We start from the raw sequence: 23317 nt of genomic DNA, 5'->3' as shown, positions 1-23317 counted from the left end.
TTCCCATTTTGACGGCCGTTAGTGCAACAGAAAAACGGGTCTGGAAACTGTAAGTTCATGCCGGGTTATTCTTGCAGAAAAAATGCATGGCAATGACGTTCTTAAGACTCCCCGCGACTACATACAGACTGCGCAGTGGCTGGAGAAGCTGCATCGACAGCGCGAAGCGGAAAATATCCCTGCAAAATAAGCAGGACTGAGATGAGTTACGCGACATCAAGCGACCCGATGACTCTGCGTGCTCATGGCAGTAGGCAAAGCGAGCGTAACGGAATGAACAGAATATCTGCATTGGCGGGTGCGGCAGCATTGGTAACTTATTTCAGGTTCATTATCAGAAGGCAAGCTGCGTTCATTTGTTGATGACCCCCTATATAAAATAAGGGGGTAAAAAACCGACGTTGATGCAAGCGTTTTACTTAAGCATTGTATGTACCAACAACACACGCATGCCATAAAACAGGGGACACGCTTGTACCCGGAAATAGAGCATGTGTTACTCGTGTATTTTGTCGGCAGAAGCAATGGACAGAAATCGCTGTTCGCATCAGGCCAGTGATTTAATCGAACCTCTAAAACCATCTTTATTTGCATTATCGATGATGTTTAAACTGGCAAATCTGCTGCGCCAGCGAGCGTTTCCACCTGCTACTCTTTATGGCTGAATGCCACATAGTAGGCTTTTAACTTTCTTCACGTAAATCTGGTCCTGCAAGAGCCAGCTGTTTGCCTGCTTCTGTGTCACTGTATTGCTTAAAATTACCAACAAAAAGCTGCGCCAGCTTGTTGGCTGCTTCCAGCCATTCCTTTTCCGAGTCCCAGTTATTTCGCGGATCGAGCAGGTTATTATCAACGCCCGGTATGTTGTCTGGTACAGAAAGATTAAAGACAGGAATTTCTTTATAAAGAGTATTGCTGACAGAACCGTTAAGGATGGCACTGATAATGTTGCGGGTGTTGGTGAGAGATAAACGCTCGCCTTTGCTGTTCCAGCCCGTGTTAACCAGCCAGGCTTGTGCGCTGGTGTCAGCCATTCTGGCTTCAAGCACGCTGGCATATTGTGTCGGATGAAGCAGCAGAAAGGCGGCGCCATAACAGGCTGAGAACGTTGGAGTAGGATGCGTAATACCTCTTTCTGTACCCGCCAGTTTTGAGGTAAAGCCGGAAAGAAAATGGTACTGCATTTGCTCGCGGTTCAGACGCGATACCGGGGGTAATACGCCGAACGCATCGGCCGTCAAAAATATGATGTGCGCCGGGTGGCCTGCGCGTGAAACCGGACGGACAATATTGTCAATGTGCGAAAGTGGATAGGAAACGCGCGTATTTTCCGTTTTACGACCATCAGCGTAGTCCACGCTGCCGTCTTCTCTCACAACAACATTTTCCAGTAATGCTTCGTGACGAATGGCTTTATAAATTTCAGGCTCAGCTTGCTCGCTTAAATTAATCGTTTTTGCATAGCAGCCACCTTCGAAATTGAAGATTCCGTCATCATCCCAACCATGCTCATCATCACCGATAAGCTGACGTTCGGGATCGGTAGATAACGTCGTTTTCCCCGTTCCTGACAGACCAAAGAAAAGGGCCACATCGCCATTGGCACCTCGGTTGGCAGAACAGTGCATTGATGCAATGCCACGTTGGGGAAGAAGGTAATTCATAACGGAGAAAAGGCCTTTTTTCATTTCTCCGCCGTACCAGGTGCCGCCAATCAACTGGATCTTCTCTGACAGGTTAAAAGCGACAAAGTTTTCGGAGTTGAGGCCCTGAGCCTGCCAGTTTGCATTGGTACATTTGGAACCGTTTATTACCATGAAATCGGGGGTAAACTGCTCAATTTCTTCGGCATCAGGAGTAATAAACATATTTTTTACGAAATGGGCCTGCCAGGCAACTTCGGTAACAAAGCGCACAGCCAGTCGCGTAGCAGCACTCGCTCCGCACCACGCATCAATCACATACAGTTTTTTGCCTGAAAGTTGAGAGGCGACGAGCGATTTGAGTTCTGCCCAGACTTCAGGTGACAGCGGTTTATTGTCATTACGTCCCGTTCCGGAGTTAGCCCACCACAGGCTATCGCGCGTTGTATCATCCAGGACGATATATTTATCTTTAGGCGAGCGTCCGGTGAATTCGCCAGTGTCCACAGCAACTGCACCGGAAGTGGTCATTACTCCGCGCTCGTAGCCCTCCAGTTCTGCTGAAGTCTCATGCTCTATAAGAAGATCATAATCAGGGTTATAAATCACTTCTGCTGTTTCATTTATCCCAACTGACAAAAGTGTTTTTTCAACAGCCTGCTGAATATTCATATAATTTCTGTCCCATATACAGATGACGTCTTACTAAGATTTTTTTAAACAGAAGAATCACGTCCTATCAATTCTTTGCCGATCTTCTTGCTACTGGCTCGATTAACGAGAAATCCGATGACCAGAGTATGAGAAACCCTAATTCCACGAATAAGCTGAGCCATAAGAGCGGCTTCACTTATCGGTTATTCAACGTTTGCGACAGGGCCGGAATTTCACCAAGTCCTGCGCCTTTTACCTTCATGGATAGTTGAATATTGCGATGAAAAACGATGCTGATCGCGGCAAGCAGCGCGGGCAGGGCAAGAATAAAAAAGATGGCTGACTGGCCCGGGAAAGCCCCCATCAACAGACCACCCAGTGATGAGCTGAGGATAGCGCCAATACGACCTATCCCGTGCATCCAGCTTACGCCCGTCGCACGGATCTCGGTTGGGTAGTATGCAGGCGAGTAAACCTGAAGCCCATTTTGCGCGCCGTTAATGCACATGCCGGTGATAAAAATAATCACACCCAGCGCCACGCCACTCAGTCCAAAAAGACCTTGCGTAATGAGACAGACACAGCCGATTAAATACACCACGCCAATAACCCATTTCGCGCGCAGTTTATCCATCAGCGCACCAACAATGATGCCTCCCACCGGGCCACCTAGCTGGAACAAACCGGCAATAATGGCGGCTTGCTCCAGTGAAATACCGCCGGAACGCATGATGGTTGGCAACCAGCCATTCAGCAGATAAATAACGAACAGCCCCATAAAATAGGTCAGCCAGAGAATGATGGTGCCGCGCGCAAAGCCGTGACGAAACAACTCTGCAATGGTGCTGTTGCGCTTAATACTGGGAGAGTTAAGGATAAAGGCACTCTCATCAGTGAAATGTCCGCCCATACGGTTCAGCAGCGCGGCAATTTGCGCACGCGGAGCCTTGCGTACCACCAGATTCAGCGCCGATTCCGGTAACAGCCAGGCAATAACCGGCAGCATGATCAGCGGCAGCACGCCACCGAAAATCAGCACGGCAGGCCAGTGATAATGAGCCAGTAGCCCGGCGGCGATAAATCCGCCCAGCCCCGAACCAATGTTAAAACCGCTGAACATCAACGTGATCATGATCCCTTTACGACGCTCGGGCATGTACTCCGACAATAGAGTCACGCAATTCGGCATCACTGCGCCTAATCCTAATCCGGCAATAAAGCGCAACAGGGCCATTTGTGTGGGCGAAGCGGCATACGCACAGGCCAGGCTGAAAGCGGAGAAGATCAGCACCGACAGTAAAATGACCCGCTTACGGCCATAGCGATCGGACATTGGCCCGGCAATCAGTGCACCCAGTGCCACGCCAAACATTGCCGCACCGAGAATCGGCCCCATTGCTGAGCGACTGATACCCCAGTGTTCAATCAGCGCCGGGGCAATAAAGCCCATTACGGCAGCGTCATAGCCGTCAAACATAATGATAATCAGGCACAGCACCAGTACGCGCCACTGAAAGGACGAGATGGGACGTACATCAATCCACTCTTTTACATTAACCAGGTTATTCGCTGTCATCGGGTACGCTCTCTTCTGTGCTACCTACGGCAGCTATCGTTGTGGTGAGAGAAAGGCAACAATCGAATAACACGTTAAGCGGGGTAAACAGCCATGTCTGTCAAAAAAGGCTTTTAGAGATATGAGTTAACTTTATATTGTGATGCGTTTAACACTGTTGTTAGGTCATTAAAATGGCGCAAATGGGCATAAATAGTGAAGCCTTGCGCCTGATACGTTTAGTGGATGTATGAGTTTCGTTTAGGTTGTGCGAGTCAGCGTCTCATCGATGCAGTCTAAGAGCGCTTTTGCCGCAGGAGAATGCAACGCCCCGCGACGAAAAGTCAGACCAATTTCACGGCGTGTGTCAGGCAGATTAAGCGCCAGAGGGGTAAGGATTTTAGCGCGTAATTCATACTCAAGCTGATGCGAAGAAACGGCTGCCACCATATCGGAATCAAGAAGTAGCCCGCGCACTATCGCCAAATCTCCGCTTTCCACTACCGGTTGTGGGGCAGACATGCCTAACGTTTTAAAGGCACGGTCCAGTAAATGTCGTGCGGGTGAGTTATCGCGCGGCAGGATCCACTGTGTCAGCTTCAGGTTATCTGGGGTTAAGGGTCGGCCAGCCAGCGGATGCTGCGGCCGTGCCAGTAAAATAAGTTCTTCATCGAATAAAAGCTGATTTTGAATATCCGGCACCGCGTCGTGCTGACGCAGTGCGCCAAGAATAAAATCAATATCGCCAGCGCGTAATTCAGTGATCAGCGCGCTAAAGGCGCTTTCATTGGTCACTATTTTGATACCGGGATAGCGCGTCACTAGTCGGGTAATGGCCAGAGGCAACACGCTGCTGCGGCAAAGCGGCAGCGCGCCGACATGTACTGTGCCGGTAAGGATCCCTTGCTGAGCAGCGAGATCTTCAGGTATATGCCGCATCTCGTTCAATGCGCGACTGATAAACGGGGCGATTTCTCGTCCGGCGGGCGTAGGCATCATGCCTTTGGGCGTGCGCTGAAACAGCGTTAATCCTGCTCCTTTTTCCAGTACTTTCAATGCTGCGCTGACAGCCGGCTGGCTAATACCGATTGATGTTGCCACGCTCTGAGTGTGATGGAGCTTGAACAGTTCAAGAAAAATTTGTAGCCGTCTCAGATTGAATAGCCAGATCGGCTCAGCCTCTTCACGACCGTTGTCACGCTGTTTCAATTTGCTGAGTACCGAGGGGATCAGGTGCAATTCCTGTATAGCGCGCTTGGCTCTCGGCAGAACACATTTTCCCATTTCCGTCAGCATCATGCCGCTTGCGTGACGCTCGAATAACGGCGTGTTTAAAGTGTGTTCAAGGTCACGAATTGATCGGGTGATTGCCGACTGGGTACGAAATAATTTGTTCGCAGCCTCGGATACAGTTCCACGTTCAGCGATCATACAAAAAGAGCGTATTTGCATGATTTTTAACTGATTTTCTTCATTAGGCTTTTTCATATTTATCGCCGAGAGTTTGAGGTCTGAATCACAACATAAATAAAAGTCATAACTGACGCAATGAAAGGCATTACCCGCACGTCAGACTGCATGTCAGGATGAAAAAAACAGCAAAATGCAGGATGACATGATGGAAAAGATCGCAAAAAGAGTGCTTTAGTCGTCAGTGCCCACTCCGCTGATTTCGTCTGGCGTGCAGGTGGCGCGATTGCGTTGCATGCCTCTCAGGGTTACGACGTGCATGTGGTATGCCTTTCCTATGGTGAGCGCGGCGAATCAGCAAAGTTGTGGCGCAAAGGCAATATGACTGAAGCAATCGTGAAGCAGAGTCGACAAGAAGAAGCCGAAGCTGCGGCCAAAATTCTCGGGGCAAGCATTGAATTCTTTGATCTTGGCGATTATCCACTACGTGCAGATAAAGAAACGCTGTTCCGCCTTGCAGACGTGTTCCGTAAAGTCCAACCGCACTTTGTTCTGACTCATTCAGTGAATGACCCCTATAACTACGATCATCCGCTGGCCGCTAACCTGACTCAGGAAGCCCGCATCATTGCGCAGGCCGAAGGTTATCGTCCCGGTGAAACCATTATCGGTGCACCTCCGGTTTACTGCTTTGAGCCACACCAGCCGGAGCAGTGCAACTGGAAACCCGATGTTCTCCTGGATATTACGTCGGTCTGGGATAAAAAATATGCCGCCATCCAGTGCATGGCGGGGCAGGAGCACCTCTGGGAATACTATACGCGCGTGGCATTACAACGTGGTGTACAGGCTAAGCGTAACGTAGGGATCACCTCATCTAAAGTGATTAGCCACGGCGAGGGCTATCAGAGCCTGTTTCCGCGCGTAACGGAGGATTTGTCATGAGCATCGTGAATAAAAAAGGTGTAGTCGTGAGAAATATTGAGCGCGCCGAGTCCGAGCTGGTCGCACAATTTGCACGCTATGGCGTGGCGACCACGCATGAAGCGCAGGGACGAAGTGGTTTGCTTGATGTTCGTGTGCGTCCGATCCAGCAAAACCGTGCTGTCGCAGGCAGTGCAGTAACTGTACTGGTCTCACCCGGTGATAACTGGATGTTTCACGTAGCGGTGGAACAGTGTCAGCCGGGCGACATATTACTGGTAGCGCCGACCTCAGATTGCCATGACGGTTTTTTTGGCGATTTGCTGGCAACGTCATTGCAGGCGCGTGGGGTGGTCGCTCTGGTAGGCGATATCGGTATCCGTGACAGCCAGACGTTGCGTGACATGAATTTTCCCGTCTGGTCGCGAGCTGTTTATGCGCAGGGTACGGTGAAAGAGACATTAGGCTCGGTAAATGTGCCGGTCGTCTGTGCCGGGCAACTGGTCAGTCCGGGCGACATCGTGGTGGCCGATGATGATGGCGTGGTCATTGTGCCGCGTGAGCAGGCTGAGGCAGTCAGTGCTGCGGCACAAAAACGCGTTGATGCGGAAGAAGGCAAACGTCAGCGACTCGCCGCCGGTGAGTTGGGTCTGGATATTTATCAGATGCGGCCAGCGTTAGCTGAGAAAGGGCTGCGCTATGTGAATTCCCTTGATGAACTGAAGAAGGGCTGACGATGAAACAGACTTTGCTCCCTTGCGTCCTAATGCGTGGCGGCACCTCTAAAGCGGCCTGCTTTGTGGCATCAGATCTGCCCGCCGATAACGCCACGCGCGATCGCGTGTTACTGGCCGTCATGGGTTCACCCGACATGCGTCAGATTGATGGTATCGGCGGAGCCGATCCGCTGACCAGCAAAGTTGCGATTGTTTCAGCCTCAACGCGTCCCGACGCGGATGTTGATTACCTGTTCGCGCAGGTTAACGTGAATAAAGCCGTAGTAGATTACGGGCAAAACTGCGGCAACATTCTCGCTGCGGTCGGGCCGTTCGCAATTGAAAAAGGGCTGGTGGCGGCGCAGGGAGAGGTCACACGGGTGCGCATTTTTATGGTGAACACCGGGCAAATCGCAGAAGCATGTATCGCCACGCCTGAGGGAGCTGTGGAGTATGAAGGCGATGCGCAGATTGACGGTGTGCCGGGTTACGCAGCTGAGCAGATACTGAATTTCCAGGATATTGCTGGCTCCAGCTGTGGTGCGTTGCTGCCGACGGGGAATGCACGCGACAGCTTTGACGGAATTGATGTGACCTGTATTGATAATGGCATGCCTGTGGTGTTGTTACGCGCAGCCGATCTGCAACGAAGCGGGCTGGAAACGCGTGAACAGCTGGACAATGACGACGAGCTGAAAGCGCGGCTGGAGTCGATCCGCCTACAGGCTGGCCCACGAATGAACCTTGGCGATGTGGCACAGCGTACGGTGCCAAAAATGACGCTGATTGCCGCTCCGGAACAAGGCGGTGCCCTGACTACACGCACCTTTATTCCGCACCGCTGCCATGCATCCATTGGCGTATTAGGCGCGGTGAGCGTGGCAACCGCCTGTCTGATCCCCGGCTCTGTTACGGAAGGGCTTGCTGAGGTCAGCACTGCCCATGAACAGAGACTGGCTGTTGAACATCCCACTGGCGAGTTCAGCGTAATGCTGACACGTGATGCGGCGGGCAACGTTATCAATAGCGGACTGATTCGCACGGCACGCCTGCTATTTGAGGGTCGAGTAGCCATTCCGGGAACACTCTGGTCAGGCAACTGAGGAATACACATGACAGGTATTGCGATTATTGGTTTTGGTGAAGCCGGACAGGTATATGCTCAGGATTTAGCGGGTATTGCAAACGTGCGTGTCTGGGACAAAAGTTTCTCAGCCAGCACGCTGAGCATTTGCGCGGGCTGGCGGGGCAAATCGCCGTTCAGCCAGCAGATTCGCTGAATGAGGCGCTGGACGGCGCAGATTGGGTGTTATCCCTGGTAACAGCATCCAGCGCGCTGGACGTCGCAAAACAGACAGCGCCGCTGCTGCGTGCCGGCCAGATTTTTCTGGACTTTAATTCCGTTGCACCGGAAACCAAGCGTGCCGCCGCTGAGGTAATAGCCGCAGGGGCAGGAGCGTATCTGGATGTTGCGGTCATGGCACCGGTGCCGCCAAAGCGGCTTGCTACACCGCTGCTGATTGGCGGGTTTGCAGCGTCTCTCGCTGCGGACACGTTAAGTGCGCTGGGTTGCAACGCGCGCGCTGCCAGTGAGCATATTGGTGACGTGTCGGCGATCAAGATGTGTCGCAGCGTAATGATTAAAGGTCTGGAAGCCTTAACCACCGAATGTCTCAGTGCGGCGCGGCAGTATGGTGTAGAAGAAGCCGTTTTAGCCTCTCTGCATGCCAGTTTCCCGTCGCTGGGATGGAACGATCAATTGCCGCATTATCTTATCAGCCGGGTTGCGGAACATGGCGTCAGGCGCGCGGAAGAGATGGGCGAAGTGGTGAAAACCTTGCAGGATGTCGGCGTGGCGGGGGTAATGAGTCAGGCGACACAGCAGGTGCAGGCCGGATTGCCGGCAAGAATGGCGGAGCAGTGCGTACGCTACAGTGATTTTACGCCATTCGTCTGGCAGGAAGCGTTAGATCGTTTGAGGTAATTGATCATGAGAGCGCCTACAAGCTACTGAGTCGTTGCTTAAAACCCGGCCTCAGATTTTCATTGCAGAGAAGATGAATAAAAGCCGCTTTATTCATTAACTCTTCTTCTGTCTGCTCATGCGCTAAAGGCCATAACAACCGAGCTTTTGCTGAGAATGTGGCAGGACTGGCGGTAAAAAAGGTGCCGGCTTCAGTTAGCACCTTTGCGTAGCGTGATTAACACGGTAACGGGGTGCTATTTGCGCCGCCAGCTCGGCCAGCAATGAATGATTCGCACCATACGGCCTGCGCCTACTACTTCACCGTTGAACCAGGTAAAACATATTTCCTTACGCTGCTTATCTAAATGCTGACTTTCTCCACGAAAAGATTTCGCAGTGAAAATATGCAATAAATTTATACTTGCCACACACGGTATTACCTCAGGGAACCTTATGAAGAACAAGCTTTTTTACGGTCTGCAGTTGCTGTCACTGCTGGCCGTTTTTTTAATATTGCCGGAAGCACATGCAGCCAATCTGGCAATGATGAAACCCGCGGTCAGCTGTGACAGCCTGAAATCTACTGACCTGACAGAGATCGGTGGTAAAGGCAGTCAGGTTAACAGCACCTCGGTTATCAAACTGAACAATGCTCAGTGGTGCAAAGTAGAAGGGACGCTGGCTCCGGAAATTAGTTTTCGTCTTTTATTACCCGCAGACAGCTGGAATCAACGATATATGCAGGTAGGCTGTGGGGGCTTATGTGGCTCCATTACGCTGCAGCCCGGCGCAGCGGCAGGGTGCGCACCGCTCAACAGTAACGGCTTTGCTGTGGCGGCGACAAATATGGGGCATCGTGAAGAGGAAGCGGACTGGGGAAATGACAGCCAGAAACGCAGCGATTTTGCATGGCGGGGACAACATTTGACTGCGCTGGCCGCTAAAAAACTCATCGCCGCGTTCTATCAAAAACCGGCAGCATTTGCTTACTTCAACGGCTGCTCCGACGGTGGGCGCGAAGCGCTGATGGAAGCGCAGCGTTTCCCGCATGATTTCAACGGCATCATTGCGGGTGCGGCAGCCATGAATTTCCAGGTACAGAACGCGATGTATCATGCCTGGCAGGTAGTCAGCAACCGGGACAAAGACGGCAACGCACTACTGACGTCAAAAGACCTGCCGTTGATACATCAGGCTGTGCTGAATCAATGTGATGCGCTCGACGGACAGAAAGATGGCCTGATTGCCGCGCCGGAAGCCTGTCATCCCAACCTGGATGTGCTTCGCTGTAAAGCGGGTCAGCAGGACGGTAAATGCTTGAGCAACGTACAACTTACCGCGCTGAAGAAACTCTACGACGGGCCACGCGATGCAAAAACCGGTCGTAAATTGATTGTCGGCGGGCCGCAGTATGGCTCTGAACTTGCCTGGCAGGGCGTGTTTATTCCTGAAGAAAAGAGCCAGCTAGTGATGAGCTCAATGATTTCGCTCTCTTCGCTGCGTTACGTTAATTTTGTCACTAACCCGGCACCGTCTTTTACACTTAATGAGCTGAAATTTGATCAGAAAACTTTCGATGAGCTCAGTAAGTTGCACAGCCTCTATGATGCCACCAATCCTGATTTGCGCGCGTTTGCTAAGGCAGGCGGCAAGCTGATCATCTGGCACGGCTGGGCCGATCCGCATATTTCTCCTATAAATTCAATTGCATACCACAATGCGCTGGGCAAAGAGATGGGCGCATCACAGCGCCAGGCCTTTGAACGTCTGTATTTGCTGCCCGGTGTTTACCATTGTTCGAATGGAGAAGGCCCGAGTCTGGTCGATTTCCTGACGCCCGTGATGAACTGGGTGGAAAAGGGCCAGGCACCTGACGCTGTCACTACCTGGCAGGCCTCACCGCAGCAGAAAAACAGCTTCGGTCAGCCTGTCGGCGCGGGTGGTAAGCTGCCTTTGAAAGCCAGCCCGATGCAGGGAGGAAAACCTCCAGTGACGGAACGTCCAGATATGAAACTGGAAACCATCCCGTCTAACGCAGCATCGCGTCCTGTTTATCCTTACCCGCAATATGCGGTGTGGAACGGCAAAGATAATGTAATGCAGGCGGCGTCCTATGTGCCGAAAACGTTACCTATAATCAACAAGCATTACGATTGGGCAGGATCGCATTTTTATCAGCCTTATCAATTTAGACATTAAAATCAGTTAAAATGTAAATATAAAAAGCGTCGCGATTGCGGCGTTTTTTATTTTAGCGCGTTAGAGATTTGAAGGTATCTATTAATTCAGGATGTTTCTGATTTATTGAATTGACGCCTTTATAAGCATGTTGGTTGTAAAAAAATAACTACTTTTAATTAATATTTATAAGGATAAAAGAAGAGTGTATCTATAGCGAGTAAAAAGGTATGTTGATTTTTTATTAATAAAACTCATGGCTGGATAAATATTAGTGATTAGCTTTTTTCTTACGCTTTAATAATAGATTAAGTGTTGTTTTTTATATTGTAATTTTACCGCGGCAGCGATCACAAAAAACTATAAAGGTGCTGTTATCAATCCTTATTTTAACCTAGTTCTGTATGTCGTTAAACGATAATAATGAGCGTTACCTGAAAAGGTGGCGAGCTATTTTTTTGTAGCCAACGGCGGGTGGAAAATGAAAACAGGATGGTACGGTGAACTCACCAGAAATGAAAAGAAAACCTGGTGGGCCTGTCTGGGCGGGTTTACTCTCGACTCGATGGATAGCACTATTTATTCGTTAGTGATGCCAATATTATTAAGTCTGGCAATACTGACTAAATCCGAAGCTGGAATATTAGGGTCGGCATCCTTAATAGGTAGTGCTTTGGGGGCTGGAGCGCTGGCATGCTGGCCGATCGCTGGGGGCGTATTCGCGTAATGCAGTTAACGGTTTTATGGGTGGCCTGCTTTACAGCACTGACTGCACTGTGTGGCGAGTTCTGGCAGTTTCTGATCGTACGTTTTTTACAGGGCCTTGGTTACGGCGGCGAAGTTGTCGTTGGTGGTGTGTTAATCAGCGAAGTGATCCGGGCGAGTTATCGCGGTCGTGTTGGAGCATCAATTCAGAGCGGATACGCACTGGGTTATGCCATTTCATTGGCCGTACTGCCGGTGTTACTGAATTTTTTCCCGCAAGAAATTGCCTGGAAATTATTTTTCCTTATCGGCATTGTTCCGGCTGTTCTGGTGTGGTTTATTCGTCGCTTAGTGCCGGAGTCACCCGTTTTTTCGAATACGACGCAAAAGAGACAACCTAAAAAGATAACGGAGATATTTCAGGCAAAGCACCGGCGTATTACCGTGACCGCAACTTTATTGGCCAGCGGAATATTTGGTGGTGCTTATATAATGATTACCTGGTTGCCAACCTATCTGCGTATGGAACTGGGATTGCCGGTAGTATCAATGTCAGGTTATTTAGCGATAAATATTTTGGGTTCGCTGATAGGCCCCTTTCTCTATGGCCGATTAAGCGATAAGTTTGGCCGATGGAAAACCATTATTCTGTTTCTATTGTGTCAAATGATTGTTGTCAGTATTTATATGTTTGCTAATGTCAGTCTGAATATGACGCTTGGATTGGGGTTTTTTCTCGGGGCATTACAGGGTGGTTTGGCTTCAGGTTTAACCCCCGCCTTTTCTGAATTATATCCTACACACATTCGCGGTAGTGGGGCAGGATTTTGCGCCAGCTTCGGACGCGGCTTCGGTTCGCTAATGCCTGCCCTGGTAGGTATTGTTTCGAGTCAGGTTCATTTAGGATATGCAATGGGAAGTCTGGCGATTGCTTCTTATTGTATAGGGATCATCGCCGCTCTGTGCCTGCCAAATGCAACGGGCGTTAATCTCGCTGAAGTTAATTAAAGCGAATTCTTTTTAATTCTCGTCAGCAAAACATTTTTAGCGCAGTGAATAGTGAAACGGGTGCGGCTTATACAGCGCACCACACCTGTAAACTGACAGGAATGGTCGGTGACGTTGAGACGCAACAATCAGTTGCGTGACAAGCCGGGGAACCGCAGCGCCTATTGCACGTTAATCTGTTTCGGTTATGTAAAATTCCTTTCGACTGACCCCTGTGATCATGCAACCTGTTTGCGTATATAAACGTGGGGTTGCCGCTTCTTTACCCAGCCTGTCGTGTTACCGCTGTCACATTATAAAAGAAACTCATACCTGCAAAGGTAAAACCAACTCTCTTGTTGGGTGAAAGGCGGATAACTTACCTCTTAATTAAACAGAGAACATTGGTACGCCTACACAAGAAAGGAGGTCCTTATGACAAATCAAATGACGGAGCCCTGTCATGATATTGCCCATCTGGCACATGTCGAGATTTACACTGACAAATTTGAAGAGAGCCTTAATTTCTTCGTCAATGTCTATGGCCTTACCGTCTCGGCGCAGGATGAAAAGCATGCATGGCTGCGTGCCTGGGATGACTATGAATTTCATACCCTGAAGCTGACGCGTCATCATACGACTGGAGTAGGGCACATCGCTTATCGTGCCAGCTCGGAAGCAGCGCTGATGCGACGTGTGGCCGTCATTGAGGCCAGCGATTATGAAATAATTGGCTGGGTGAATGACGATCAGGGGCACGGTCGCGCCTTCCGCTTTGCCGATCCTTTCGGTCATGTTTTTGAAATTTATTATGAAACCGTACGCTATCAGGCTGAAGTAGGTGAGAGCCCGTCACTGAAAAATCTTGCGCAGCGTTATCATGGACGTGGTGCTTGTCCTCGCCGCCTCGATCATCTTAATTTGCTTGCAGCGGACGTAAGTGAGTTTAAACGCTTTATGGAAACCTGCCTTGGCTCGCGGGTTACCGAGATGATTCAGCTTGATAATGGCCGGATTGGTGGCTGCTGGTTCACGATTAATAATAAAACTTATGACCTGGCATGCACGGAAGAGCATGGCGGCGGCAGAGCACGTCTGCACCACGTGACTTATGCCACAGACACCCGAGAGGATATTCTGCGCGCAGCCGATATCTTTCTCGAAAACGGCGTGCATATTGAGACGGGCCCGCATAAGCATGCGATTCAGGGGACCTTTTTCCTTTACGTCTGGGAGCCGGCGGGGAATCGCGTTGAGCTGGCAAACTCCGGCGCTCGCCTGATACTCGCCCCGGACTGGCAGACTGTGGTATGGACAGAGACCGAGCGTAAAAAAGGACAGGCGTGGGGATTAAAGACTATTGAGACTTTCCATACGCACGGTACACCACCGATGCCAAAGGATCCATAAGAATGAGTTTTGCATTTGTTAAAGGCTGGCATAATGAAGGGGAATAGCACTTGCTGACCCAATGCACAGTATTCAAGTTTTAACCTGATCTTCTGCCTGAACAGGCAGAATTTCTTCGCAATATTTTACGGTAATCCCTGCAATCGGCTTTTTGCGCCAAGCCCTTAGCTATTTAATATAAAACTTTGGCGCAGATCAGCGTAGTCATAAATGCTGATCTTCTGACCGGTGACGAACGTTTTTTTATTCATTAGGTTGAGCCAGATACGATATTTTTCGTACTGGAACTTCAGCAGCTTCTACAGCATGCGCAGCTCCTACCAGGCAAAGGTATCCTCCAGCTCCGTCGGCGTTTCACTGACCGGACGGTGCAGGTTTTTCGGGTATTTTGCTGTTCTGGCGAAGTGACGGTTGAAGCCGGCAATAAAGTTTCCAGCCAAGCGTTAGCGGCCTTCATTACGTTAAATAATACGCCCTTTCAAATACACTTCTTTTACGTTCTCCATTTTTTATCCATAAATTAAACTTTCTGCACATGTCACCGCAGTTTTATGTCGTTGGATGTAACAAATTGCGTTTAAATGTATCTTTATGATTCACCTTTCTGATAAATGCGAATGATTATGATAATTATTACGGCGCAATTTTTTGCCGATAAAAATAACCTGGTATAATCATATGTCTTATTTTTTTAATGCACGGAAAACTGCCTTGTCTTTACTGGTAGGCAGCATAATTCATAGCGGATATTCTCTGGCTTCGAATTCAGAATCTTCAGTACCGTTATTACGGAATGCCGAAGAAATAAACAATGCTTCATTACCAAATAAAGCCAGAACGAAAAGTAACTCAGAAGATGTCACTGAAAAGAAGGCTACAAATGCTGACGTTATGGTTGTTACAGCAAAGCCGGAAGAGAAGCTGAAACAACAGCCTGGCGCTTCTCTGATTACACAAAAAGATATTGAAAGTGACCCACCCGTAAATGATTTATCAGAAATTATTCGTAAAATGCCGGGCGTGAATTTAACCGGCAACAGTGCAACCGGTAGCCGCGGAAATAACCGCCAAATTGATATCCGGGGAATGGGGCCTGAAAATACGCTTATATTGATTGACGGTGTGCCGGTTTCATCGAGGAGCTCAGTTCGTTATAGCCGGACGGGTGAACGCGATACCCGTGGCGACAGTAACTGGGTGCCGCCAGAGATGGTTGATCATATTGATGTTTTACGTGGCCCAGCCGCTGCGCATTATGGTTCAGGCGCAATGGGTGGCGTCGTCAATATTGTTACTAAACGCCCCACCAATGACTGGCATGGTTCTCTGTCACTCTTCACCAATCAGCCTGAAGATAAAGATGAAGGCGCAACGAAGCGCATGAATTTCAGCTTAAGCGGCCCGCTTGTTGATGATGTTTTAACCCTGCGTCTGTTTGGGAATATCAATAAAACTGACGCAGATGCATATGATATCAATAACAGCGAAAATGGCTCTTACGCAGCCGGCAGGGAAGGAGTACGTAACCGCGATATTAATACCCAGCTTCAGTGGAAAATTAATCCGCAACAGTATCTTGATTTTAATTATGCCTATAGCCGACAAGGCAATATTTATGCCGGTGACACGCAGTACAGTAACAGTAATTTAAGCACGCTTGTCCCTGATTTATATGGTTCAGAAACCAACCGTATGTATCGTCAGGCCTATAGCATAATACATAACGGCATTTGGGACTGGGGCCAGTCTAAGCTGACGATGAGCTATGAGGATACGCACAATACCCGTCTGGCAGAAGGTTCAACCGGTAAAGTGGAAGGTATGATTAGCAGCGATACCTACAATACCAGCCGTTACAAAACCTGGCGGATTAATAACGAATTCACTATTCCTTTTACGCTGTGGGTAGACAATACCCTAACGCTGGGTGCTGAGTGGAACAAAGAACAACTCAATGATCCCGCGTCAATGCAGGAAACTGACGCCACAGGGCTCGACATTAACGGTATTTCCGGCGATCCCTCGCAGCGAGCCAGTAAAAACAGTCAGGAACTCAGTGCTGTTTACCTGGAAGATACGATTGATGCTTTTGACGGTACGACTCTCATCCCTGGCGTGCGGTTTGATTACAGCGATCGCTTTGGCAGTAACTGGAGCCCAAGCCTGAACCTGCAGCAGGCGTTAGGCGACAATGTTACGTTCAAAGCCGGTATCGCACGCGTTTTCAAAGCGCCGAATCTCTATCAGTCCAGTGAAGGTTATCTGCTGGCAAGCAGCGGTAATGGCTGTAACATTGGTGGCAGCACCGGTTGTTATCTAATGGGTAACAGCGATCTCAAACCTGAGATCAGCATTAACAAAGAAATCGGTCTGCAATGGAACGACGAAGGCTACAGTGCGGGGCTTACCTACTTCCGCAATGATTATCAGAATAAAATCGTCGCGGATAACGGTAATTCTCTGGGCACCGTTGAGGTGGCAAACGCGCGTTACTCATCCACGTATGATATCTATCAGTGGCAGAACGGGGGCAAAGCTCTCACGCAGGGAATGGAAGCGAACCTGACTATCCCTGTGGTAGAAGACACCCTGAACTGGCGAACCAATGCGACCTACATGTTTACCTCCAAATATAAAGAGACAGGTAATCCTCTGTCTCTGATCCCGAAATATACCGTAAACAGCTGGCTGGAATGGCAGATGACAGATGCCTTGTCGACTACCCTCAGCTGGACTATGTATGGCCGCCAGCATCCACGTACCACAGCCGAAATTCGTAAGGAAGCCAGCGGGCTGGCGGAAAACGAAGTGGGTGCCTATGCCATCTGGGGCGTAGGAGCAAACTATCAGTTTAATAAAAACCTTCGTTTCACTGCTGGTATCAGTAACTTACTTGATAAACGTATTTATCGGGAAAATGAGGGTGCCTCTACCTATAACGAACCTGGTCGCGCTTACTATGCGGGCGTAACCACGTCATTCTGATAGAAAGTCCCGAATGAGCAAAATGTGCTGTAATTAAGTACAAACATCAAAGCTGGTCATTTATATGGTCAGCTTTTCATTACTTCCCCCACTTCTAAAAGCAATTAATTATCTTCAAAATCAGTAGCTTTTTAACTACAGTGGCAAATTTTTGGCTGTTGATTTACTGCTTTCTCATCCCTGATGTACCAAAAATCCTCTTGCATCTTATTATCGTAAGATATACAAAGATGAATATCTTACGATACAGTCGTAAGACACATTTAATCAGGAGAGACCTATGTTTAGAGATATGTTTAATGAACGCCGTGGCGGCTGTGGTCGAAAACACGCGCACCGCAATGAATTTGCTGATCAGGTTGAAAGCCGTACAGAGAAGCCAGAAACAAGCGTTAACCAGTGGCATCAGGCGATGCGCGGTGAACGTCATCGGGGACGTTTTGCCGGTCCGCATGGCGGACGTGACGGGGGTCATCGCGGACATCGTCGTGGGGGTGGTGATTCCGGTCATCGCGATCGTCCCTCTTTCCTTCGTGGCCGTAAATTTGGTGCGGATGAGTTACAGATTTTATTACTGACGTTGTTGAAAGAGCAGGCCAGCTACGGCTATGAGCTGATCAAAACTCTGTCAGAAAAAAGCGGCGGTTTTTATAAACCAAGCCCGGGCGTGATTTATCCAGCCCTGACTTACCTTGAAGATGTGGGCCATGTCACTGTGCATCAGGAAGGTAACCGCAAACGCTATGCGATCAATGAGCAGGGAGAAAGCTGGCTGACCGACAATCAGGCAATGGCGGATGCGTTGCTTGCTAAACTGGCGTTGTTCGCTCAGCAGAGCGAAACCGTGAATCAGGCAATGTCTGAGCAGCGTCAGCCGTTTGAACCGTCATTAATGCAGGCGCTTCATGAACTACGAAGCCAGTTACATAGCTATCATGGCAGTGATGAAGAGACGCAGCGACAGGTTGCCGCCATTTTGCAACAAACGCTTGCACAGCTTAAATCTGTAGAATCTTAATTTGTATCAAGCTCGCACTAACACATTATAAAATAATAACTTTCCTCCACATGCTGATCCTGCCAGTACGGACAGCATCATAAAAAAGGTATTGAGTGATCCCTCACTTAATACCTTTTTCGCTTTGCTGAGCGCTGCAACTTCAACGTTTTTTAACCTTCATCCTGAATTGTGCGCTTGATCTCCAATTCATCGCAAACAATGAGATATATCTATTAATGCGATATATCTAAATTATCGCTTCCTCGTTACTGAAGTCAGTCGTAGTGGCGGGGGCAAAAGCGGGCCGGTTATGTCATTGCTGGCTCACATAACAATACTGACAATCGCTTCGTCTGAAAGAGAGAACATGCCCATGCCACAGATTGATGAGTTGGTTTTGGAACCCCCTTTAATGTAACGCGTGCCAGCCACGTCGTGCTTAACGTCCGCGACCTTAATGCCAGCCGGCATTTCTATACCGAGCTGGTCGGGCTAGTGGTGAGTGATGAAGATGATTCGGCTGTCTATTTACGCGGCCTCGAAGAGCGCGGGCACCACAGTTTAGTGCTGCGTAAATCATCTGAAGCGACATGTGCATGTATCGGAATGCGCGTACGTAATGAAGACGATATCTATAAAGCACAGGACTATTTTGCCGAACAGGGCAAAACGGCGACGCTGGCTGATGTGCCTTATCAGGGGCTCACGCTGCGCGTCAGAGACAATGTGGGTGTGCCACTCGAATTTTGCGCATCAATGGAACCGCGTGAACGGATGCTGAAACAGTATCAGCATTATCGCGGGGCCAGCGCGCAGCGACTTGATCACTATCAGCTGCAGGTCAGCGATGTTCGCCAGACGTGGGGCTTTTATCAGGCGCTCGGATTTCGCGTCAGTGAATATACCTATTCGAATATTAGTGAGATGCAACATTTATGGGGCGTCTGGCTGCAACGGAAAGGCAATCCGCACGATATCGTTTTCACCCAAGGTCCAGGCCCGCGCCTGCATCACTTTGCTTATACCCTGCCGGATTCCAACGACATGATCCGCGCCTGTGATGTTGCCGGTGCGTTAGGTTATGCGCCCAGCCTGGAGCGTGGCCCTGGCCGGCACGGTATCAGTGGTGCACTGTTTACTTATTTCCGCGATCCTGACGGGCATCGCATCGAATTGTTCAATACGCATTATCAGCACATCGATCTGGAACCCGCGCTCGGCTGGGATTTAGCTGATCCTAAACGCGCCGATCAGTGGGGACTTCCCGCCCAGAACAAGTGGTTTACCGAAGCCACGTCCTTTACTGACACTGTTCTCACTCAACCGGAAATCCGTGTCGATCCTCCTACGCTGGAACGTTTTCTTGCCTTGGCTAACGATGGTTAACCGTTCTGCAGTAACGCTGTAATACGCGTGGCGCAAAGCCCGCTATCCCACTGTTTCTGCATCAGCAGACTGTGATATCAGCTTTAGGGAGACAGGATCGTGAGTACATTCATTCAAAATCCACTTGTCAGAATTCTCGTTGCCTACGCCCTCGGCGTAATGGCTGCAATGACCGTTAGCGAAGCCGTAACTGAATTAGGTTCTATTGCTAAAGAGTTTCACGTATTCGACCACAGCCAGATGGGCCTCATTATGTCCCTGCCTTCGCTGATGGTTGCGTTAGGTGCACTGTTGGCCGGATACATTGTTGATCGTGCCGGGGACCGTATTGTTCTGTTAGTCGGTGCCGTTGTTATTGTCATTGGTGATGTTTGTGTCGTTGCCGCCCCCACATTCAACTTACTTTTAGCCGGGCGAATCGTGACAGGCATAGGTTACGTCATGACGGCCGTTGCCGCTGTAACGCTGTTAATTCGTATTACGACCGGCAAACAACGCAATATGGCGATGGCATTATGGTCAACCTTTGTTCCCGCCAGTTTTCTGCTGCCCTTTCTCTCTGCCGGTCTTGCGGACCACTTCAGTAACTGGCGCGCTGCGTTTATTGCGCATTCGCTACTGACGCTGCTGCTGGCATTCATCGCCATGATTAGCCTGCCGCGTCGGAGTGCAGAAGAGAAAGCGCAGTTTTCACGCACGCGTGGTCTGCGCGCTGTTCTGAGAAGCCCGCTGATCTATCTGCTCGGTATTTCATTTGGTGCCGACGCCTTTTTGCAAACCGGCATTATTTCCACACTTGCACCCTATTTATCGAAACGCTACAGCGTACCGCTGGTGGAAGTGGCGCACTGGAATGTGGTGGCGATGATATGTAACGGCATTGGCTGCCTGATGGTAGGCGCAATGCTTAACCGGGGAGTAAAGGCCGCCGCGATTGGATTCGTTGGGCTTATCCTTACCGGCATTCCAGCCCTCGCAATTTACATGTTGCCACTCGGTTTCATGCTCTCGGTGGGCGCGTCATGGCTGTTTATGTTTGGCAGCGGCCTGCTGGTGGGCATGTGGGCACTGGCACCGGTCGTCGCGCCAGCACGTGAAAGCATTGGCGCCACCAGCGGCTTGATCACACAACTGACGCTGGTTGGCGTGTTCTTGGGGCCTCCACTGTTTATCGCGGCACAACACAGTGGAAGCATGCAGTCGCTGGCAGTGTTGGTCATCGGTGGGCTGGTTGTTTGTCTGGCAGGCGTACCGATCTGGCTGCGCGATGTCAATCATCAGCCCGGACGCGACGCCCATGCTGGAGACCGTAGCACCCTGAAAAGCCATATCTGAATTTCCTGAACGCTGAGCTTAAAAATTCATAAACAAGAGGACGTCACTATGTTGGATATCGTCATCATCGGTGCGGGCCCGGCTGGCCTTGCCGCTGCCCTGCGCCTGCATCAACAGGGTTTTCGCCCGCGGCTGTTTGAAGCCGTTGCAGAGATAAAACCGCTGGGCGTCGGCGTTGACATCAAACCCTATGCAGTCAGGGAAATTACCGAGCTGGGTCTATACGACGCGTTTGTCGACATTTCGGTTGAAGCGAAAGAATCGATCTTTTACACCGGCTACGGACAGCAAATTTTTGCAGAACAGTGCGGCCGTCATATGGGCTACGACCATGACCAGCGATTTGTTCATCGGGGTCGTCTGCAAATGATGCTCTACAAAGCGGTACAGGAAAGGTTGGGTCAGGATGCCATTACGCTCGGCTGTCGTTGCAGCGGAATTGAACAGGATGAAAACGGCGTTACCGTACATTTCGATAACCATCTGAATCCCGATGCGCCACAGAGCGTCCACGCCGATGTAGTCATTGGCGTAGACGGAATTCGTTCTGTGATCCGCAGCAAACTGCTGCCCGAATCGGCGCGCAGTCATTTCTCCGGTTTGACGCTTTACCGCGGTGTCACAGTAATGCCGCCATTCAAAACCGGTGGCAGCATTTTGCATATCGGCGATCCGATTCGTCAGGGCACGCTGATCGTTTACCCGATACAGGACAACGTAGATGGCAACGGTAACCAGTTGGTCAACTGGGTTATCGAGCAGAACGAAAAGCCGCAGAGCGAAGAAGACTGGAATCAGAAAACCGGTGTGAAAGAAATTGAACATGTATTTGACGACTGCAAGCTCGATTTTCTTGATGTCAGCGAAATGATCCGTAATGCCAGCGAATGCTACCTGTTTCCGCTTATCGACCACGATCCGTTACCGCAATGGTCGTTTGGCCGCATCACTCTGCTGGGCGATGCCGCGCATGCCATGTATCCCCGCGGCGGTAACAGCGTGTGCCAGGCGTTTGTGGATGCGCGAGTGATCGCCGAAAAACTGGCGTCTGTTGCCGATCCGGTTGAAGCACTCAGAGCTTATGAAAATGAGCGTCGCGAGAAGGTGAACTGGCTGGTTGTTGCCTCACGAGGTGAAGGGCCGGAAGTCGTGCGCCGTATTGTAGAAGAACGCAGTGGGGGCAAACCGTTTGAAGATATAGAAGCTATCTTCCCCCACGAAGAAGCCTTGTCGATTTTCAGCGAATACCACGCCAAAGCGGGTATGCGTATACCAACAGAGAAAGAGACAGACCAGCCGGCTAAATACAAGTCGGTCTTTGCCACACAAAAATAACGTGAAGCAATCTTAACGTAGACAGAAAGGAACGGATTATGAGCAAGATTATTGATTCTAATATGCACTGGCTGCCGGGTGAACTTTTCTCCGACAAGAAACTTCTTAACTCTTTCCTCGACTGCGTACCCAAACAATACGGTGTGCATACGCGGGTGGAACAAATTGAAGGAACGGCGCTGAGCCAGTTGATCATTGAGCAACCTAAAGGCTATGTGAATCTCAACTATGCCGAGGGTCAGTACACGCTGGAAAGCCAGCTCGCCGACATGGAAAAAGCTGGCGTGGATCACGCTATTTTCCGTCTGCCAGTGTGGCAGGAATGGCTCGATTTAGAGACCTGTAAAGAGGTCAACACCCGCATGGCAGAGTATGTGAACCGCAGCGAGGGCCGGATGTCGGCGTTGGCAGTGGTGCCGCCATGGGGAACCGATGATTGCCTGCGTGAAGTGGATCGCTGCCTGAATCAGCTCGGTTTTCGGGGTGCACAGATCGTGGCGCACTATGGTCAGATCTATCTTGATGATGCGGCGTTTCGCCCCTACCTGAAATTCCTCAATGACCTGAATGTGCCGGTTGTGGTGCATCACACACCGCTGCCGGTCGATTTCAATTCGGTACTGCCTTATACCAATCAGCGTCGTCAGTTTGGACGCTGCGTTGATCAGGCTACTGCAGTAGGACGTGAACTGTTCAGCGGCATGTTCGATGAGCTGCCGAACCTGCGTTTTATCCATTCAATGCTGGGGGTGCATTTTATGCATTCGCCGACATGCTGGTGCCACCACAACATCAGTTTAACGATGCGGTCGACCGTTTCCAGACCGGAACCGGAAACCTGCGCGCGCAACTGAGCAATAACATTTTCTTCGACACGTCAGGCGCACCGCAGTGGGGTAAAGCGCAGCTCGAAGCGGCAGTGAAAGTCATTGGCGGCAAAAATATTCTCTACGGCAGCTCATATCCGATCCGTAAAGACTGGTTCTTCAAGGGCATTGAAACTATTCGGAGTCTGGACATCAGCGAAGAGGATAAAGCCAGTATCCTGGGCGGGAATGCCGCGCGTATTTTCAAACTGGAGTAACGCGTTTCGGCGCTGCGTCAACGCCGTAAAACCCTCTGTGTCTT

15 protein-coding genes and 3 pseudogenes are annotated in these 23317 nt (G+C 50.0%); 14 read left to right on the top strand and 4 right to left on the bottom strand.

The features are described from left to right. Positions 1-683 precede the first annotated feature (683 nt). The 3 genes from pckA to KQP84_RS02675 form a co-directional block, all read right to left on the bottom strand. Positions 684-2315: a phosphoenolpyruvate carboxykinase (ATP) gene (pckA, locus tag KQP84_RS02685; protein WP_215845115.1), complete on the bottom strand. Its 1632-nt coding sequence runs from the start codon at positions 2313-2315 to the stop codon at positions 684-686. A 178-nt stretch (positions 2316-2493) separates the two neighbouring features. Beyond that, positions 2494-3873 carry an MFS transporter gene (locus KQP84_RS02680; RefSeq protein ID WP_215845114.1) on the bottom strand — a complete coding sequence of 460 codons (1380 nt, stop codon included), beginning with the start codon at positions 3871-3873 and terminating at the stop codon, positions 2494-2496. A gap of 240 nt (positions 3874-4113) precedes the next feature. Next, positions 4114-5340, bottom strand: a complete 1227-nt coding sequence (locus KQP84_RS02675; RefSeq protein ID WP_215845113.1) for a LysR substrate-binding domain-containing protein — start codon at positions 5338-5340, stop codon at positions 4114-4116. Between the two features lie 144 nt (positions 5341-5484). Here KQP84_RS02675 and KQP84_RS02670 point away from each other — a divergent pair. The 7 genes and pseudogenes from KQP84_RS02670 to KQP84_RS02640 all read left to right on the top strand — a co-directional run. Further along, positions 5485-6207: pseudogene (locus KQP84_RS02670) on the top strand (PIG-L deacetylase family protein); the annotation flags it as partial. Beyond that, entirely contained in the window at positions 6204-6920 is a 717-nt protein-coding gene (locus tag KQP84_RS02665) for a 4-carboxy-4-hydroxy-2-oxoadipate aldolase/oxaloacetate decarboxylase (protein ID WP_215845112.1), read from the top strand. The pseudogene KQP84_RS02670 and the gene KQP84_RS02665, both read left to right, overlap by 4 nt. Before the next feature lie 2 nt (positions 6921-6922). Further along, on the top strand, positions 6923-8005 hold the full coding sequence (locus KQP84_RS02660; protein WP_215845111.1) for a 4-oxalomesaconate tautomerase: 1083 nt from the start codon (positions 6923-6925) through the stop codon (positions 8003-8005). Between the two features lie 9 nt (positions 8006-8014). After that, positions 8015-8886, top strand: a pseudogene (locus KQP84_RS02655) (NAD(P)-dependent oxidoreductase). A gap of 435 nt (positions 8887-9321) precedes the next feature. Beyond that, the gene (locus KQP84_RS02650) at positions 9322-11067 is read left to right on the top strand and encodes a tannase/feruloyl esterase family alpha/beta hydrolase (protein ID WP_215845110.1); all 1746 of its coding nucleotides are present in this window, start codon (positions 9322-9324) and stop codon (positions 11065-11067) included. Positions 11068-11730: 663 nt separating this feature from the next. Next, positions 11731-12759, top strand: a pseudogene (locus KQP84_RS02645) (MFS transporter); the annotation flags it as partial. 414 nt (positions 12760-13173) lie between these two features. Continuing rightward, positions 13174-14148 carry a VOC family protein gene (locus KQP84_RS02640; protein ID WP_215845108.1) on the top strand — a complete coding sequence of 325 codons (975 nt, stop codon included), beginning with the start codon at positions 13174-13176 and terminating at the stop codon, positions 14146-14148. Positions 14149-14465: 317 nt separating this feature from the next. Here KQP84_RS02640 and KQP84_RS25755 read toward each other — a convergent pair whose 3' ends face one another. Continuing rightward, positions 14466-14588: a hypothetical protein gene (locus tag KQP84_RS25755; RefSeq protein ID WP_256449262.1), complete on the bottom strand. Its 123-nt coding sequence runs from the start codon at positions 14586-14588 to the stop codon at positions 14466-14468. A gap of 238 nt (positions 14589-14826) precedes the next feature. Between KQP84_RS25755 and KQP84_RS02635 the strand changes: the two genes are divergently transcribed. The 7 genes from KQP84_RS02635 to KQP84_RS25135 all read left to right on the top strand — a co-directional run bounded on the left by KQP84_RS02635 (position 14827) and on the right by KQP84_RS25135 (position 23273). Continuing rightward, on the top strand, positions 14827-17133 hold the full coding sequence (locus KQP84_RS02635; RefSeq protein WP_252515162.1) for a FepA family TonB-dependent siderophore receptor: 2307 nt from the start codon (positions 14827-14829) through the stop codon (positions 17131-17133). 280 nt (positions 17134-17413) lie between these two features. Next, positions 17414-18151 carry a PadR family transcriptional regulator gene (locus tag KQP84_RS02630; RefSeq protein ID WP_215845107.1) on the top strand — a complete coding sequence of 246 codons (738 nt, stop codon included), beginning with the start codon at positions 17414-17416 and terminating at the stop codon, positions 18149-18151. Between the two features lie 417 nt (positions 18152-18568). Continuing rightward, entirely contained in the window at positions 18569-19519 is a 951-nt protein-coding gene (locus tag KQP84_RS02625; RefSeq protein ID WP_215845106.1) for a VOC family protein, read from the top strand. Positions 19520-19618: 99 nt separating this feature from the next. Then, complete coding sequence (locus tag KQP84_RS02620) at positions 19619-20854, top strand: MFS transporter (protein ID WP_215845105.1); 1236 nt, start codon at positions 19619-19621, stop codon at positions 20852-20854. A 48-nt stretch (positions 20855-20902) separates the two neighbouring features. After that, on the top strand, positions 20903-22189 hold the full coding sequence (locus tag KQP84_RS02615; protein ID WP_215845104.1) for an FAD-dependent monooxygenase: 1287 nt from the start codon (positions 20903-20905) through the stop codon (positions 22187-22189). A gap of 38 nt (positions 22190-22227) precedes the next feature. Beyond that, on the top strand, positions 22228-23043 hold the full coding sequence (locus KQP84_RS02610) for an amidohydrolase family protein (protein ID WP_252515161.1): 816 nt from the start codon (positions 22228-22230) through the stop codon (positions 23041-23043). After that, the gene (locus tag KQP84_RS25135; protein ID WP_309140130.1) at positions 22968-23273 is read left to right on the top strand and encodes an amidohydrolase family protein; all 306 of its coding nucleotides are present in this window, start codon (positions 22968-22970) and stop codon (positions 23271-23273) included. The genes KQP84_RS02610 and KQP84_RS25135 overlap by 76 nt, the downstream gene beginning before the upstream one ends. Positions 23274-23317: the final 44 nt, after the last annotated feature.

Source organism: Candidatus Pantoea bituminis, from assembly GCF_018842675.1.
Classification (GTDB): Bacteria; Pseudomonadota; Gammaproteobacteria; order Enterobacterales; family Enterobacteriaceae; genus Pantoea; species Pantoea phytostimulans.
This window is presented reverse-complemented; position numbering and strand designations above follow the sequence as displayed.